Consider the following 16,418-nt stretch of genomic DNA (forward strand, 5'->3'; position numbering starts at 1 on the left):
GGGGTGGGGGCGGGAGTCTCTACGAAGTCAGGCCTGCGGTATGCCACCGCCTGCCCTCACCCCCTGCCCCTCTCCCGCAAGCGGGAGAGGGGAGCAAACCACCTTCAAACTGGTCCCTTTCAGTAAATCAAGCGGTAACGCTCGCTGGCAGCACCGCCTGCACCGCCACGGCAAAGCGGTCGACGATATTGTCGATATCCCGCGGCGTGCAAATAAACGGCGGTGCGAACAGCACGTGGTCGCCCTGCACACCGTCGACGGTGCCGCCCATCGGATAAACCAGCAGCCCGTTCTGCATTGCCGCGGATTTCAGCCGCGCGTGCGTCTTCAGCGCGGGATCGAGCGTGGCCTTGCTGTCGCGGTCGGAGACGAATTCCACGCCGACGAACAGGCCGCGACCGCGCACATCGCCCAGGTTGGGGTGGTCGCCAAGTGCCTCACGCAGCCGCTGGCGCAGTTGCTCGCCGCGGGCCAGCACGTTGGCCAGCAGCTTGTCTTCGGCAATGGTCCGCTGCACCGCCAGGGCCGCGGCGCAAGCCGTGGCGTGCCCGATATAAGTGTGGCCGTGCTGGAAGAAGCCGCTGCCGCCGACGATGGCGTCGTAGATCCGGCGCGTCGACAGCATCGCGCCGATGGGCTGGTAGCCGGCGCCCAGCCCCTTGGCGATGGTGACGATATCAGGCACCACGCCGTCCTCTTCGCAGGCGAACAGGTAGCCGGTGCGGCCCATGCCTGACATCACCTCATCCAGGATCAGCAGCACGCCGTACTTGTCGCACACCGCGCGGATGCGCTTCAGGTAGTCACCCACCGGCGGTACCGCGCCGGCGGTGGCGCCGACCACGGTTTCGGCGACGAATGCGGCGACGGTTTCGGGACCGAGGTCCTGGATTTTCGCTTCCAGTTCGTCGGCCAGCCGCTGCGCGTATTGCGCATCGGTCTCGCCCGCCTGCCGCTCGCGGTAGGCATAGCAAGGCGACACGTGGTGGGCCGGCACCAGCAGCGGCAGGAACGGCTCGCGCCGCCACGCGTTGCCCCCGATCGCAAGCGCACCGAGCGTATTGCCGTGATAGCTCTGGCGGCGCGCGATGAAGTGGCGCCGCGCGGGCTGCCCGACCTCGACAAAGTACTGGCGCGCCAGCTTCAGCGCCGATTCCACTGCCTCCGAGCCACCCGAGACGAAATAGACATGATCGAGATCGCCCGGCGCGGCCCGCGCCAGGGTATCGGCCAGCGTCTCCGATACCTCGGTGGTGAAGAACGAGGTGTGCGCATAGGCGATGGTGTCGAGCTGCGCCTTGATCGCCTCGATCACGCGCGGATGGCCGTGCCCCAGGCACGACACGGCGGCGCCGCCGGAGGCGTCCAGGTAGCGCCGGCCGGTGCTGTCGATCAGTTCGATGCCCTGCCCGGCCACGGCAACGGGCAGTTGCTGGCGCGGATTGCGATGGAATACGTGGGTCATGATGGTGTGGTGATGGCAGTGTGTTCGGTGGCAAGGCGGCGCAGCACGCGGCCGGAAAATGCCGGCCGCGCGCTGCCGGCGGCATCCCCGGCCTGCGCGCCTTGTTGCCAGACCTGTGCGCCGTTGACCCAGACGCCGTCGATGCCGGTGCTGAGCTGCAGCGGGTCTTCAAAGGTGGCGCGGTCCTGCACGCGCTGCGCATCGAACAGCACCAGGTCGGCAAACGCGCCCGGCGCGATGCGCCCCCGGTTTTGCAGGCCGTATTGCTGCGCGGCCAGCCCGGACATCTTGTGGATCGCGGCTTCGAGCGTCAGCAGCTGCTCTTCGCGCACCATGCGCGCGAGGATGCGCGGGAAGGTGCCCCACTGGCGCGGATGCGGGCGCGGATCGAACGGCAGGCCGTCGGAGCCGAACATGGTCAGCGGGAACTGCGCGATGCGCGCGACGTCGCGTTCGTCCATGATGAAGTAGATCGCCGCCGCGGGACGCAGGCGGGCGAGCAGCGCTTCCTCGTCCAGCCCCAGTTCCTGCATCAGCTCATGGAAATCGCGGCCGCCCGCCGCGGGATAGCCGGTGGACCACGTGATCAGCGTGCGCGTGGACTGGCGCACGCGGTCCAGCCGCAGCATGGTCGAGGTCGCGGGATAAGGATGGCAGTCCAGGCACAACGGCTGCAGGCGCGCGGCCTCGGCCAGCAGTCCCAGCGTTTCGGCCGAGCGGCCATGGTTGCGCTTGCCCGCCACCTTGTGGTGCGAGAACACCACCGGGCAGTCCAGCGCGCGGCCGATGCGCAGCGCCTCCTCGATCGACGGCACGATGGCGTCGGTCTCGTCGCGCAGGTGGGTGGAATAGAGACCGCGATGGGTGCGGACCGGCTCGCACACGGCAATGATTTCCGCTTCAGTGGCGGCGGCAGCCGGCGGATAGAAGGTGCCGGTGGACACCCCGAAGGCGCCCGCCTCCATCGCCAGCCTGACCTCCTCGCGCATCGCGGCTATCTCCGCGTCATTGGCGGGGCGGTCCAGCTCAGGCATGGCACGCACGCGCAGCGTGGAGTGCCCCAGCAGCGGCACCACGTTGACGTTGGCCGGCGCCGCGCGCAGCGCGTCGAGCCACTGCGCGAAGGTATCGAAGCGGAACAGCGCGGGCGGGCCCAGCAGGTCCAGCGGCTGCGGCGGCGCGCCGCTGAGCAGCGGCGCCACGCTGATGCCGCAGTTGCCGGTCACCACCGTGGTGATGCCCTGCGACACCTTGGGCGTCATGTCCCGGTGCACCAGCAGGTAGCCGTCGTCGTGCGTATGCGCGTCGATAAAGCCCGGCGCCAGCACGCGGCCGCCGGCGTCGACGGTGTGGTCCGCGGCGATGCCGGCGCAGTCGCCTACGGCAACGATGCGGTCACCGCTGACCGCGACATCGGCGCTGCGGCGCGCCGCGCCCGTGCCGTCCACCACCGTGGCGTTGCGAAAGAGCAGGTCGGCGCGTTGGGGCGCCGGGGATTGCGATGCCATTGTCAGTCCTTGTCTCGTCGACGGGCCTTACTGCGGCGCGATGCCGGCCTGCCTGACCACCGCCGCCCATTTGTCGGTTTCGCGTGCGGCATAGCCGGCCAGCGCCTGCGGCGTGCCGCCGACCGGCTCGGCGCCCAGCGCGGCGAATTTCTCGCGCATGGCCGGCTCCGCCAGCGCGCGGTTGAAGGCGCCGTTGAGCCTGGCCACCACGTCGGCGGCGGTGCCCTGCGGCGCCACCAGGCCGCCCCACGCCACGCCCTCGAAACCCGGCACGCCGGATTCCGCGATGGTCGGCAGCGCCGGCAGCAGCGGCGAGCGTGCCAGGCTGGTCACGGCAAGCGGCTTGAGTTTGCCGGCCTTGATCAGCGGCAGGATGGTGGGCATGTTGTCGATCAGCACGTTGACCTGGCCGCCCACCACATCGGTTGCGGCCTGCGGACTGCCCTTGTAGCCGACATGGGTCCAGGCAAGGCCCGCCTTGTCGGCCAGCAGCTGCCCGGTGAGGTGGCCGGACGTGCCTTGTCCGGGCGAGGCGTAGGTGACCTTGTCCGGGTTGGCCTTGATGTGCGCCACCAGCTCGGCAAACGTCTTCACCGGCATGTCGGGACGGACCGCGATCACGTTCGGCACCTTGAACAGCAGCACCACCGGCACCAAGGCGTCGGGCCGGTACGGCAGCTTGCGGAAGGTGCTCTTGTTGATCGACAGCGTGACGTTGTTGGCGTAGCCGAGCGTATAGCCGTCGGGCGCGGCGCGCTCGAGCTCGGAGATGCCGATCACGCCGGAGGCGCCGGGCTTGTTGTCGATCACGAAGGACTGGCCCAGCGACTTGCCGGCCTCGGCGCCCAGCGCGCGCATCAGCACGTCAGGGCTGCCGCCGGCTGCCGACGGCACCACCAGGCGGATCGGTCGCGCCGGATAGGTATCGGCCGCCGCCGGGCCGGCCAGGAGGGCGGCGCCCAGCCACAGCAGGGTGGCCAGCGACCTTCGCTTTTGCTGCTGCCTTTGCTCTTGCATCTCGATATCCCGTTCAGTCCCTGGGGTTGGCGCCGGTCAAGGCGCTTGCAGTATAGGGGCACTTCCGCAGCCAATGCAACAGTTGTTTCCCGAGATGATTCATACGAAACAATTAGAATGGAAATTCGCGGCAACCAGCCTTTCTGTAACGCCAATTCCTTAATGAAACACTCGTTACATAGATCGGGGAACCGCCCTGCGGCACAGGCCCTCCACCTCGAGAAAGCGCCCCGCCGTCAGCGCCAGGCTTTCCCGCCACGGCGGTGCCACGATCTGCACGCCGGCGGGCAAGCCCGGGCCGGCACAAGGTGCGGCCACCACCGGCAGGCCCGCCAGCGACAACGGCCGCGTCATGTGGCCGGCATCGGCGCGCGGCCGGTAGACGCGGCCGGCAACTTCGACGGTCTCGGCGCCGATCGGCGTTGCCGCATAGGGAGTCGAGGGCGCCAGCAGCAAGTCGACCTCATCGAACAGCGCCAGCAGCCGCTGCCGCCACGCCGACTGGTACTGGCACGCGACGTCATACCAGTCCCGCGGCATGGCCAGCCCGGCGAGGATGCGCTGGCGCACGAAGGCGCTGTAGCTGCCATGGCGCACGGAGAAATCCATGGCCAGGTGGTTGCGTCCGACTTCATAGGCGGAGATCACCGACGCCGCATCGCGCGCGGCATCCGCGTCGGGCAGGTCGATGGTGCGCACCGCGCCGAAGGCCGATGCCACGCGCAGCACGGCCGCCTGCACCGAAGGCTCGGCGAAATCGGCAAAGCCCTGGCCGAGCACGCCGACGCGCAACGCCGCGACACCCCTGCCTTGCTTGTCCTCGGGCGCATCCATGCCAAGCATGGCCGCATAGGCCAACGCGAGGTCGCCGGCATTCCCTGCCATCGGTCCCACCGTATCCAGGCTCTGCGCATACGGCACGCATCCCCGCAGCGATAGCCGGCCCGTGGTCGGACGCAGTCCCCAGATGCCGCAGAACGCGGCCGGCGCGCGGATCGAGCCATTGGTGTCCGAGCCCAGCCCGAACGGCACCACGCCGGCCGCCACCAGCGCCGCGGTGCCCGCCGACGAACCGCCGGTGATGCGCGCCGGGTCGAGCGGGTTGCGCACCGGGCCGCCGATCACGTTCTCGCCGGTGGCGCCGCATGCGTATTCGTCCATCGCCGCCAGCGCGACCGGCACCGCGCCCGCGGCCACCAGCGCCTCGACCGCATCGGCATCGCGCGTCACCGGCGGCTGCTGCGCGCGCGGCGCGGCGCCGGCCAGCGTGGCGTGGCCGCGCACGTCGAGCAGGTTCTTCACCACGAAGGGTACGCCGGCAAGCGCTGGCACCGGCAGGCCGTGGGCGCGCCGGCGGTCCAGCGCCGCCGCCTGCGCCAGCGCCCCGTGCGCCAGCAGCGCCGAGCAGGCATTGAGCGGCGCCGCGGCTGCGGCGCGCTGCAAGGCGTCGCGCACCAGCTCGACGGCAGGGCGCGCGCCGCTGCGCACTTGCGCCGCCATGGCGGCAGCGGCCAGGGAGTCAGCGGTCATGCTGCCCCTCCCTCTTGCGCCAGCGCCTCGCGCAGGCGTGCCACCATCGTTGCCATGCCGGCCAGCAGCGCGGCGGCCTGCTCGCAATCCTGCGGCGCAACCGGTAATTGCAGAGGTGCCGTGGCTTGCGCTACCAGGCGGGCGGGATCATCGCCACATGCTTGCATCATGGTTCAGCTCCGCGATTGCATCAGCTGGCGCGGGATCGCCAGGATCAGCACCGCCGCGGCCAGCATCAGCCCGGCCAGCGCCAGCACGCCCAGCGAGATGCTGCCCGTGCTCTGCTTGATCCCGCCCATCAGCACCGGGCCGATCAGGCCCGCCAGGCTGGCGGCGCTGTTGATCATGGCGATTCCTCCGGCCGCGGCGGTGCCGGCCAGCACGCGGCCCGGCAGGCCCCAGAACATCGACAGGGTCGCCATCAGCCCGGAAATGCCGATGGTCAGGAACACCATCGCCACCACCGTGTTGTGCGGGAACAGCGTGCTGGCCCACATGCCCGCCGCCGCCACCAGCAGCGGCAGCGCGGCGTGCAGGCGGCGCTCGCCGGTGCGCTCGGCGTGCGCCGCGTTGACGTTCATTACCACGCAGGCCACGGCATATGGGATCGCGGTCAGCATGGCAATCTCCAGCGGCGACGACATCCCCGTCGACTGGATGATGGTCGGCAGCCAGAACACCAGTCCGTAGTTGCCGATATTGAAGAGCAGGCAGATCGCCATCAGCATCCACAGGATCGGCGACTTCAGCGCGGCGCTGAAGCGGGTGTTCTTCTTCGCGTTCTCGGTGCTGAGGGTGCGGGTGATGGTGGCGGCTTCGGCCGGCGTGAGCCAGGGCGCGGCCTCCGGCGCTTCCGGCAGCATGCGCAACAGCAGCAGGCCCAGCAGGATGGCTGGCAGCGCCTCGATCAGGAACATCCATTGCCAGCCGTCGAGCCCGTGCAGGTCATGCGTGGCCGACATCAGCGCGCCCGATATCGGCCCGCCCAGCACCATGCCCAGCGGCATTGCCAGGAACAGGATCGACATGATGCGCGACTGGCGGTCGGCCGGGTACCACTTGTTCAGGTACATCACCGCCGCCGGGAAGAAGCCGGCCTCGGTCACGCCCAGCAGGAAGCGCGCCGCGTAGAACTCCACTGGCGTGGTCACGAACATGGTGGCGGCCGATACCAGCCCCCACAGGATCATGATGGCCGCCATGCAACGGCGCATGCCGAAGCGGTAGATCAGCAGGCTGCACGGCACCTGGCACAGCATGTAGCCCCAGAAAAAGATGCCGGCGCCAAGGCCGTAGACCACGTCGCTGAGCCCCAGCGCCTGCTGCATCTGCAGCTTGGCAAAACCGACGTTGACCCGGTCGAGGTAGCTGAAGAAGTAGCACAGCACGATAAACGGCACGATGCGGCGCGTGACCTTGGCGAACGCCGTGTCGGCGGCGTCCGGCAGCGCGCCGGCGTGGGCGGGCGCCTGGGGCATGGCTGGCTTGGCCAGGGACATGATGGTTTTCTCCTCCGTGGACAGGCGCGCGGGGGCCGGCGCCAGGAGCTGCCATCATAGCCGGTCATGAAACAAACGTTCCAGCATGGTTTACACTGAAACAAACGATATTCGCGGAACCAGGTGACGGAAACCTCCCGCCCAAACAAAAAGGGCGGCAATGCCGCCCTTCAATGACCCGGCCGCTGCCCGGCCAGCCTGCTACAAGCCCTATCCGGGCGTAACGTCCTGCGACGCCCCCACCATGGTCAGCGCGTTGCCGTGCTCGTCCAGCGTGACCTCGCCTTCTTCATGGATGTCGCGCAGGCTGCCGTCCGGCAGCTGGATCCGGTAGTCGACCCGATACGGCGCCTTGTCGACGATGGCGGCGCGGATCGCGGCCTGCACGCGCGGGCGGTCGGCCTCGACGATCGATGCCAGGTAGCGCTCCATGGTCACCTTGAACGCCTGCGGGGCCCAGCCGAAGATGCGGTAGGCCTCGTCGGTCCAGGCGCAGTCGTCGGTCTGGATGTTCCAGTACCAGCCGCCCAGGTGCGCAATCTGCTGCGCCTTGGCCAGCAGCGCCTCGCTCTGGCGCAGCGCGGCCTCGGCGCGGCGACGCTCGGTAATGTCAAGGCTGACGCCGATCATCTTGACCGGGCGCTGGTCGAAATCGCGCACCAGCGTGGCCCGCGACGAAATCCAGCGCGTGTTGTCCTCATGCACCACGCGGAATTCCCACTCGTGCATCTCCTGCGCACCCAGCGTGCGGGTCAGCACTTCCTTCAGCCGCGCCACGTCGCCGGGATGCACGCAGGCCCAGAAGTCATCCATGTTGCGGATATGGCGGCCGAACAGCGAGACATCGTTGGACGAATAGGTCAGGCCATCGGTCAGCACGTTCCATTCCCAGGTGACGATGCCCGAGACCTCCTGCGCAAACTTCATCCGCGCCTCGCTTTCCATGATCTCGGCGAGGTGCTTCTGGCGCAGTTCCTTGATGTGCGGGTCGGACGCGGTGCTGGCCTCGAGGTCGGCAACGGCCTGCTCGCCGTAGCGCAGCCACAGCCAGTTGACGCCCAGGTAGCGGGCCAGCGCGAGCAGGCGCTCGTATTCGATCTCGCCGCCGCGCGTCCACTTGTGCACGGCCGACGGCGATACCGACAACGCCTCCGCCACCTGCTTGAGCATGATCCTTTTGCCTTCCAGCACCCCCTTCAGGCGCGTGGCAAAAGTGTCTTCGGTCATGGGCGCTCCTCCGCTTTTTTTCAACCGATGGTGAATTGAGTAACTCGAACCTTACACCATCCCCCGTTATTTGCGCGAACTCATAGCCATCATCAATTTATATCAGCGAAACCATCGCTTTTTTCAATTGCAACAACCGGCCTGACCTCACTAGACTCCATCTCACATTACTATTGGTGATTTAATTTACTTATAGTGAATCGACAAGGCACCGAGACCAACGAGGAGACACCCCATGCAAGAGACCGCCGCCCCCGTCTGCAGCACCACGCCGCCGCTCGCCTACACGCTGCCGGCCCACTACTACACGTCGCAGGAGGTCTTCGAGCAGGAAAAGAAGACCATCTTCGCGCGCAGCTGGGTGTGCGTGATGCACAAGAGCCAGGTGGCCGAGAACAACCAGTACGCCACCGCCCAGGTAGCGGGCGAGAACATCTTCGTGGTGCGCGGCCGCGACGGCGTGCTGCGCGCCTTCTACAACGTCTGCCCGCACCGTGCGCATGAACTGTTCGCCGACGGCGCCGGCAAGGCGAAGAACGTGATCACCTGCCCGTATCACGCCTGGTCGTTCGGCCTGGACGGCAAGCTGATCCACGTGCGCAACGCCGAAAACGTGCCGGGCTTCTGCAAGGACAACGCCGGGCTGACGCCGGTGCGCGTGGAAGAGTTCTGCGGCCTGGTGTTCGTCAACCTGGACATGGACGCGAAGCCGCTGGCCGAACTGGCAGGCAGCCTCAACGACGAGATCCGCGCGCGCTGCCCCGATGTCGACAAGCTGGTGCCGGCGCACAAGCTCACCTACGAGATGAAGGCCAACTGGAAGGTTGTAGTCGACAACTACCTGGAATGCCTGCACTGCCAGACCGCGCACCCGGCGCTGGTGGAGTCGATCAGGATGGAGACCTACAAGCATGAAGTGCGCGGCCTCTACACCAGCCAGGTCGGGCAGACCCGCTCGGGCAGCGACGCCTTCACCTATGACAGCGACGCCCCCAACACCGACTTCGCCGCGTACTGGCTGTGGCCCAACGTGACGCTGAACGTGCTGCCGGGCGATGGCAACTACGGCGTCTTCTACATGTTCCCGGTGGATGCCGACACCACCATCCAGCACTTCGAGTTCTACTTCCGCGACAGCACGCCCACGGCCGAGCAGGAACAGCTGATCGAGTACTACAAGAACGTGCTCAAGCCCGAAGACCTGAGCATCGTCGAATCGGTGCAGCGCGGCCTGAAGTCGCGCGGCTACCGCAACGGGCAGGGCCCGCTGCTGGTCACCGACGACAAGACCTCGGCCATTGGCGAGCACGGCGTGCAGCACTTCCAGCAGATGGTGCTCGACGCCCTGGCCGCCTGAAACCACCAGATCAACCGGAACCGCAGCAATGATCCAGACCCAGCTCTATATCGACGGCCAGTGGCAGTCGCCCATCGACCAAGGCACGCGCGCCATCGTCAGCCCGGCCGACGAAGCGGTGATCGCCCAGGCCGCCGAAGCCACCCGCGCCGACGCGCGCCTGGCCATCGCGGCCGCGCGCCGCGCCTTTGACGGCCCGTGGCGCCAGACCACGATCCGCGACCGCGCCAGGCTGCTGAACAAGATTGCCGAACTGATCGACCGCGATGCCGAAAAGCTCGCCCACCTCGAATCGCTCAACACCGGCAAGACCCTGACCGAAAGCCGCACCGACATGGGCGATATCGCGGCCACCTTCCGCTACTTTGCCGGGCTGGTGGCATCGGAATCGGGCGCCGTCAACGAAGCGCCGCACCACGTGATCAGCCGCACGCTGCGTGAGCCGGTCGGCGTGTGCGGCCTGATCACGCCGTGGAACTACCCGCTGCTGCAGGCCGCGTGGAAGATCGCGCCGGCGCTGGGCGCGGGCAACACCGTGGTGATCAAGCCGAGCAACCTGACGCCGCTGACCACGCACCACTTCACGCAGCTGGTGGCCGAGCTGGACCTGCCGCCGGGCGTGTTCAACCTGGTGACCGGTGGCGCGGAGGTGGGCGCGGAACTGGCCGAAAGCGTGGACGTGGACCTGGTGTCCTTCACCGGCGGCGCGTTTGCCGGCGAGAGCATCATGAAGGCCGCCACCGGCAACTTCAAGCGCATCGGCCTGGAGCTGGGCGGCAAGAACCCGAACATCGTCTTTGCCGACGCCGACCTGGATGCCGCGGTCGACTACGCGCTCAACGCCGCGTTCTTCCACGCCGGACAGGTCTGCTCCGCGGGCTCGCGCCTGATGGTCGAGGACAGCATCTATGATGCATTCATCGGCCGGCTGGCCGAACGCCTGCCGCGCATCGTGATCGGCAACGGCTTCCATGGCGAAACCCAGATGGGCCCGGTGCAGTCGGCGCAACAACACGAGAAGATCCTCGGCATGGTGCAGGCCGGCATCGCCGAGGGCGCGCGCCTGGTCCACGGCGGCAAGCGGCCGGCGGGCGACGTGTTCAAGAAGGGCTACTGGCTGGAACCGACGCTGCTGGCCGACGTGACGGCAGAGATGAAGATTGCGAAGGAGGAGATTTTCGGGCCGGTGATCACCGCCGAGCGCTTCCGCTCAGAGGAAGAAGCGCTGCGTGCCGCCAACGACACGCCGTATGGCCTGGCCGCCGCGGTCTGGACCCGCGACCTGGACAAGGCCAACCGCATGTCGCGCGCGCTGCGCTTCGGCACGGTGTGGGTCAACGACTACCACCCGTACTTCCCGGAAGCGCCGTGGGGCGGCTACAAGGCGAGCGGCATCGGCCGCGAGCTGGCCCGCATCGGCCTGGACGAGTACACCGAGCTCAAGCACAGCTATATCAACCTCGCCCCGAAGGCGATGGGCTGGTTCGGCGCCTGAGCGCAGCTGACTTCGCAATCGCGTGCGCGGTGGCACCGCCCCCGGGGCTGCCACGCACGGCGTCACGCAAACAAGGAGATTGCACCATGCAGGCAATCCATGAATACGACTACATCATCGTCGGCGCGGGCTCGGCCGGCTGCGTGCTGGCGGCGCGGCTGACCGAGGATGCCGATGTCTCGGTGCTGCTGCTGGAGGCAGGCGGCCCCGACTGGCGCCTGGACTGGCGCACGCAGATGCCGGCGGCGCTGGCGTATCCGCTGCAGGGCACCACCTACAACTGGGCCTATGTCACCGAGCCCGAGCCGCATATGAACAACCGGCGCATGACGCAGGGCCGCGGCAAGGGCCTGGGCGGCTCGTCGCTGATCAATGGCATGTGCTATATCCGCGGCAATGCGATGGACTACGACGGCTGGGCGCAGAACCCGTCGCTGCAAGACTGGAGCTACGCCGACTGCCTGCCCTACTTCCGCAAGGCCGAGACCTACGACAAGGGTGCCAACGACTACCACGGCGGCAACGGCCCGCTGCAGGTGACCACGCCCAAGGCCGGCATCAGCCCGCTGTTCGACGCCTTTATCCGGGCCGGCGAGCAGGCAGGCTACGGCCGCACCGATGACCTCAACGGCTTCCGGCAGGAAGGCTTCGGCCCGATGGACCGCACCACCACCGCGGGCGGGCGCCGCTGCAGCACCTCGCTGGCCTACCTCGACCAGGCCCGCGAACGTCCCAACCTGACCGTGCATACGCGTGCGCTGGCCGACCGCATCCTGTTCGCCGGACCGCGCGCCATCGGCGTGTCGTACCTGCAGGGCGACCACGTGCGCGAAGCCCGCGCGCGCCGCGAGGTGATCGTCAGCAACGGCGCGATCGCATCGCCGCAGCTGCTGTTGCGCTCCGGCGTTGGCAATGCCGACGAACTGCGCGCGTTCGGCATCGACACGGTAGCCGACCTGAGGGGCGTGGGCGAGAACCTGCAAGACCACCTGGAGATGTACCTGCAGTACGAATGCACCAGGCCGGTCTCGCTGTATCCGGCGCTGCAGTGGTGGAACAAGCCGGCGATCGGCATCGAGTGGTACCTGCGCGGCACCGGCACGGCGGCCTCCAACCACTTCGAGGCCGGCGGCTTTATCCGCAGCAGCGACGAGTTCGCCTGGCCCAACCTGCAGTACCACTTCATCCCGCTGGCAATGAACTACGACGGCAGCAACCCGGTGAAGTCGCACGGCTTCCAGTGCCACGTGGGCTCGATGCGCTCGCCCAGCACCGGCTTCGTCAAGCTGGCCAGCCGCGACCCGCGCGTCAAGCCGCGGCTGCTGTTCAACTACATGGCGCACGAGGTGGACTGGCGCGAGTTTCGCGCCGCGGTGCGGCTGACGCGCGAGATCATCGGCCAGCAGGCGATGGACCAGTTCCGCGGCCGCGAGATCAAGCCCGGCATGATGGTGCAGAGCGATGCCGAGATCGACGCCTTCGTGCGCGACCATGCCGAGACCGCGCTGCACCCGTCCTGCACCTGCAAGATGGGCGACGCCTCCGACCCGATGGCGGTGGTCGACCACCAGGGCCGCGTACATGGCTTGTCTGGCCTGCGCGTGGTCGATGCGTCGATCATGCCGAAGATCGTCACCGGCAACCTGAACGCGCCCACCATCATGATGGCCGAGAAGCTGGCCGACGTGATCCGCGGCCGCGCGCCACTGCAGCGCTCGACGGCGCCTTACTACAAGGCCGCGCCCGCGCGCATGCAGACGGTGGCGGAGCGCGCGCAGCCGCCTGCCACGCGCATGCCCCTGCCAATGCCCGCCTGATCCCAGCGGCGCGGCGCGCGGGCCTTGCGCCCGAAACCTGACCGCGGCACCTGTGCTGCCGGGACCAGCGTCCCGGCGGGCAGCGTGCGCCCGGTCGGACGCGTCGCGCCTCCCCATCACCAAAGCCGGCGACCCATAAACAAATCCAGACCGGCTGCAAGGAGGAGACAACTTCCATGCTGCGCAAATGCTTTCCCGCAAGACGGGCCCTGCAAGGTGCCCTGCCCCTGTTGCTGTGCCAGGCGCTGCCCGCGCTGGCGCAGGCCGATGGCGACACCACGCTGGCGGTCGCGCCGGTGCCGCAAGTCACCGCTACCATGCCGCCGGCTGAAGCCGCCACGGCGACGTCGCCATGGAGCGCCAACATGACGCTGGCCTCGCAGTACGTCTCGCGGGGCTTTCGCCAGACCTGGGGAAAACCTGCCGTGCAGGGCGGCATCGACTACGCCCACCCCAGCGGCTTTTCCGCCGGCACCTGGATGTCGAGCATTAGCGACAAGTTCATCGAGGGCGGCACGGTCGAATGGGACCTGTATGCCGGCTATACCGGCAGCGTCGGCGACTTTGTCTACGCCGGACAGGTCTACTACTACCTCTACCCGGGCGCGAAGCTGCAATACGCGCAGACCAAGTACAACTACGGCGAGGCGGTCGCGTCGCTGACGTACAAGTGGTTCAACGTCAAGTACTGGCTGACGTATACCCCCGACTACTTCGGCTACAACAGCGCCTCGCTGCTGTCCGGCAACAACCTGCACAGCCGCGGCTCCGGCTACCTGGACATCAACGGCACCTTCGACCTGGGCCACGGTGTCACGCTGCTGCTGCACTACGGCCAGGAGCGCGTGCGCAACTTTGCCGCCTACAACTTCCGCGACGTGCGCGTGGCGCTGTCCAAGGCCTTCGAGGGTGGCTGGACCGTGACCGGCGCCTATACCCGCGGCTGGGGCCGCACCGACGTCTACGACAAATACACCACCGGCGCGCTGGATTCCTCCGGCAACCCGTCCGTTTCCAATCCGCTGAAAAGCACGTTCCTGGTCTCGGTGACCAAGACGTTCTGACGGCGCTTATCCACCGCTGTACCACTGCCTTACGAAGCACACCACCATGGCCTCCCTGGGTCTTACCGACGCGACCGGTCTTGTCGGCGTTGCCGCCTACGTTACCGCGCACTTCGCCGTGCAGGTCCTGCACAAATCCCCGACCGGCCGGCTGGCCGTCGTCCTCAACGTGATCGGGCCGAGCTGCATCCTGATCTCGCTGGCCGGCGCCTTCAACCTGGCGTCGTTCCTGACCCAGTGCTTCTGGCTGGTCCTGACATTGCTGGGCTGGTGGCGCCATCGCCGGGCCGGACGCGCCGGACGCGCGATGGTGGAAACGCTGGGCGCTCCGCGCCCCGGACAGCCGGTGCAGCAGTAGCAAAAGGGACGGCCGGGCACTCTGCAACGCGATACAAAACTTCCGTTGCCTTGCTGCCGTGCCCTTCCTATACTCATCAAAACACCATAGGTAATCTAATTTACTTTTGGTAAATCAACAGACCGGGATGCCAGGCGCCCTGCGAATCGGGCAACTGGCAACCCGGGATGACAACAGGAGACAACCATGAGAAACGCCCCCAGAATCCCCGCCAGACATTCCCGACCGTCGTAATCCCGGCAGGCAGTACCGCAACGTACCCACCCAGACCGCAGACGGCAGACCGTGACGGAGCCTAGCTCCCGCAACACGGCGACCCGGGAAGCAAGGAGACATCGTGTATTCACAGAAAGACGTGCTGTCGCTCGGCGCGCAGGCGCCGCTCGCCCCCGCGCAGCAACCCCAGCAGCAAACCCAGCAACCCACCGCATCGCACGAACTGCAGCGCAGCCTGACCTGGAAGGACGCCTTCTGGGTCACCAGCGGCGTGCCGGCGGGCGTGCTCTTCACCATCGGCGGCGTGTCCGCCACCATTGGCAACCCGGCCTGGGTGATCTGGATCCTCGCCATCCTGGTCGGCTTTGCCCAGTGCTTCGTCTACGCCGAGATCTCGGGCCTGTATCCGCACAAGTCGGGCGGCGCGTCGGTGTACGGCGCGATGGGCTGGGTCCGCTACAGCAAGTTCGTCGCCCCGGTCTCGGTCTGGTGCAACTGGGTGGCGTGGTCGCCGATGCTCGCGCTAGGCACCAGCCTGGCGGCCGGCTATATGCTGAGCGCGCTGTTCCCGGCCGATTCCGTCATCAACACCTGGCAGCTGACGCTGGTGGACCTGGGCTTCGTCAGCAAGGGCCTGACGCTGCGGGTGAATTCCACCTTCCTGCTCGCCACCGCGTTCCTGCTGATCACCTTCAAGCTGCAGCACAGCGGCGCTTCCGCGGCCGCGACCACGCAGCGCATCCTGGGAATCGCCTCGCTGACGCCGTTGGTGGTGATCGCGCTGGTGCCGCTGTTCACCGGCGACATGCCTTCGACCAGCTTCTTCCCCTTGCTGCCGCTGACGCATGACGCTTCCGGCGCCGCGGTGCTGGGCGGCTGGAACGCCGCCGGCATCAGCACGGCGATGGGCGCGATGTTCCTGGCGTGCTGGTCGACCTTCGGCTTCGAGACCGCGGTGTGCTATACGCGCGAGTTCAAGGACCCGCAGAAGGACACCTTCAAGGCGATCTTCTGGTCCGGCGTGCTGTGCCTGTTCATGTTCATCGCGGTGCCGATCGCCTTCCAGGGCTCGCTCGGGCTGCAGGGCATGCTGGCGCCCGACATCATCGACGGCTCCGGCGTGGGCGCGGCAATGGCCAGGTTCGTCGGCGGCGGTGCGGTGGTGTTCAACGTGATCGTGGTGATGCTGGTGCTGGCGATCCTGCTGATCGTGATGACCTCGATGATGGGTTCGTCGCGCACGCTGTACCAGGCCTCGGTCGACGGCTGGCTGCCGCGCTACCTCTCGCACGTGAACGAGCACGGCTCGCCCACGCGCGCGATGTGGACCGACCTGCTGTTCAACCTGTTCCTGCTGCTGATGTCGAACTACATGGCAGTGCTGTCGATCTCCAACGTCTGCTACATGATCTTCGTGTTCCTGAACCTGCAGTCGGGCTGGATCCACCGCATGGACCGCCCCGACTGGCCGCGCCCGTACAAGTGCAAGAACTGGCTGCTGGCGCTGGGCGCGTTCCTGGGCTTCTTCGACCTGGCCTTCGTCGGCGCCGGCGCCAACTTCCAGGGCGAACACACGCTGCGCAACGGCCTGATCGCCGCGCTGCTGATCGTGCCGGTCTTTATCTACCGCCATTACATCCAGGACAAGGGCCGCTTCCCCGAATCGATGCGCCGCGACATGGAACTGCCCAACGCGCGCGCCGGCGTGCTGCCCTATGTGGCGCTGGTCGTCGGCGGACTGGTGGTGTGGATTGCCGGCAGGCTGACGGTCATTACCTGATCGCCCCGGGCGGGCCGGCGCCATGCCGGTCCGCCTTCCCTCCCGCATTTCCCGCGTCTCCCGCAATCCCTGAATTCCGAGGTAC

13 protein-coding genes are annotated in these 16,418 nt (G+C 67.5%); 6 read left to right on the top strand and 7 right to left on the bottom strand.

Translation table 11 applies throughout. From position 1 onward, the window contains the following. Positions 1–127: 127 nt before the first annotated feature. The 7 genes from AC3FMM_RS08170 to AC3FMM_RS08200 form a co-directional block, all read right to left on the bottom strand. Positions 128–1,465, bottom strand: coding sequence for an aspartate aminotransferase family protein (locus AC3FMM_RS08170; RefSeq protein WP_488686411.1), 1,338 nt, complete (start codon positions 1,463–1,465; stop codon positions 128–130). Beyond that, positions 1,462–2,973: an N-acyl-D-amino-acid deacylase family protein gene (locus AC3FMM_RS08175; RefSeq protein WP_488686412.1), complete on the bottom strand. Its 1,512-nt coding sequence runs from the start codon at positions 2,971–2,973 to the stop codon at positions 1,462–1,464. The genes AC3FMM_RS08170 and AC3FMM_RS08175 overlap by 4 nt, the downstream gene beginning before the upstream one ends. A gap of 27 nt (positions 2,974–3,000) precedes the next feature. Then, on the bottom strand, positions 3,001–3,990 hold the full coding sequence (locus AC3FMM_RS08180) for a Bug family tripartite tricarboxylate transporter substrate binding protein (protein WP_488686413.1): 990 nt from the start codon (positions 3,988–3,990) through the stop codon (positions 3,001–3,003). 174 nt (positions 3,991–4,164) lie between these two features. Beyond that, positions 4,165–5,520 (bottom strand): AtzE family amidohydrolase, encoded by a 1,356-nt coding sequence (locus AC3FMM_RS08185; protein WP_488686414.1) that lies wholly within the window; start codon positions 5,518–5,520, stop codon positions 4,165–4,167. Continuing rightward, entirely contained in the window at positions 5,517–5,690 is a 174-nt protein-coding gene (locus AC3FMM_RS08190) for a hypothetical protein (protein WP_172581849.1), read from the bottom strand. Before AC3FMM_RS08190 ends, AC3FMM_RS08185 begins: the two co-directional genes overlap by 4 nt. A 3-nt stretch (positions 5,691–5,693) precedes the next feature. Continuing rightward, positions 5,694–7,019: an MFS transporter gene (locus tag AC3FMM_RS08195; RefSeq protein ID WP_115713767.1), complete on the bottom strand. Its 1,326-nt coding sequence runs from the start codon at positions 7,017–7,019 to the stop codon at positions 5,694–5,696. A gap of 210 nt (positions 7,020–7,229) precedes the next feature. Further along, entirely contained in the window at positions 7,230–8,246 is a 1,017-nt protein-coding gene (locus AC3FMM_RS08200; RefSeq protein WP_488686415.1) for a helix-turn-helix domain-containing protein, read from the bottom strand. Between the two features lie 235 nt (positions 8,247–8,481). Between AC3FMM_RS08200 and AC3FMM_RS08205 the strand changes: the two genes are divergently transcribed. The 6 genes from AC3FMM_RS08205 to AC3FMM_RS08230 all read left to right on the top strand — a co-directional run bounded on the left by AC3FMM_RS08205 (position 8,482) and on the right by AC3FMM_RS08230 (position 16,333). Continuing rightward, complete coding sequence (locus AC3FMM_RS08205; RefSeq protein WP_326346512.1) at positions 8,482–9,603, top strand: aromatic ring-hydroxylating oxygenase subunit alpha; 1,122 nt, start codon at positions 8,482–8,484, stop codon at positions 9,601–9,603. 28 nt (positions 9,604–9,631) lie between these two features. Continuing rightward, entirely contained in the window at positions 9,632–11,098 is a 1,467-nt protein-coding gene (locus tag AC3FMM_RS08210) for an aldehyde dehydrogenase family protein (protein ID WP_326346511.1), read from the top strand. 86 nt (positions 11,099–11,184) lie between these two features. Beyond that, the gene (gene betA / locus AC3FMM_RS08215; RefSeq protein WP_488686416.1) at positions 11,185–12,915 is read left to right on the top strand and encodes a choline dehydrogenase; all 1,731 of its coding nucleotides are present in this window, start codon (positions 11,185–11,187) and stop codon (positions 12,913–12,915) included. Positions 12,916–13,091: 176 nt separating this feature from the next. After that, positions 13,092–13,979: a TorF family putative porin gene (locus tag AC3FMM_RS08220; protein ID WP_488686417.1), complete on the top strand. Its 888-nt coding sequence runs from the start codon at positions 13,092–13,094 to the stop codon at positions 13,977–13,979. A gap of 46 nt (positions 13,980–14,025) precedes the next feature. Continuing rightward, positions 14,026–14,337: a CBU_0592 family membrane protein gene (locus tag AC3FMM_RS08225; protein ID WP_326346508.1), complete on the top strand. Its 312-nt coding sequence runs from the start codon at positions 14,026–14,028 to the stop codon at positions 14,335–14,337. A gap of 337 nt (positions 14,338–14,674) precedes the next feature. Beyond that, entirely contained in the window at positions 14,675–16,333 is a 1,659-nt protein-coding gene (locus tag AC3FMM_RS08230) for a trimethylamine N-oxide permease (RefSeq protein ID WP_488686418.1), read from the top strand. Positions 16,334–16,418: the final 85 nt, after the last annotated feature.

The sequence above is a fragment of the Cupriavidus sp. 207A1 genome, assembly GCF_057798955.1.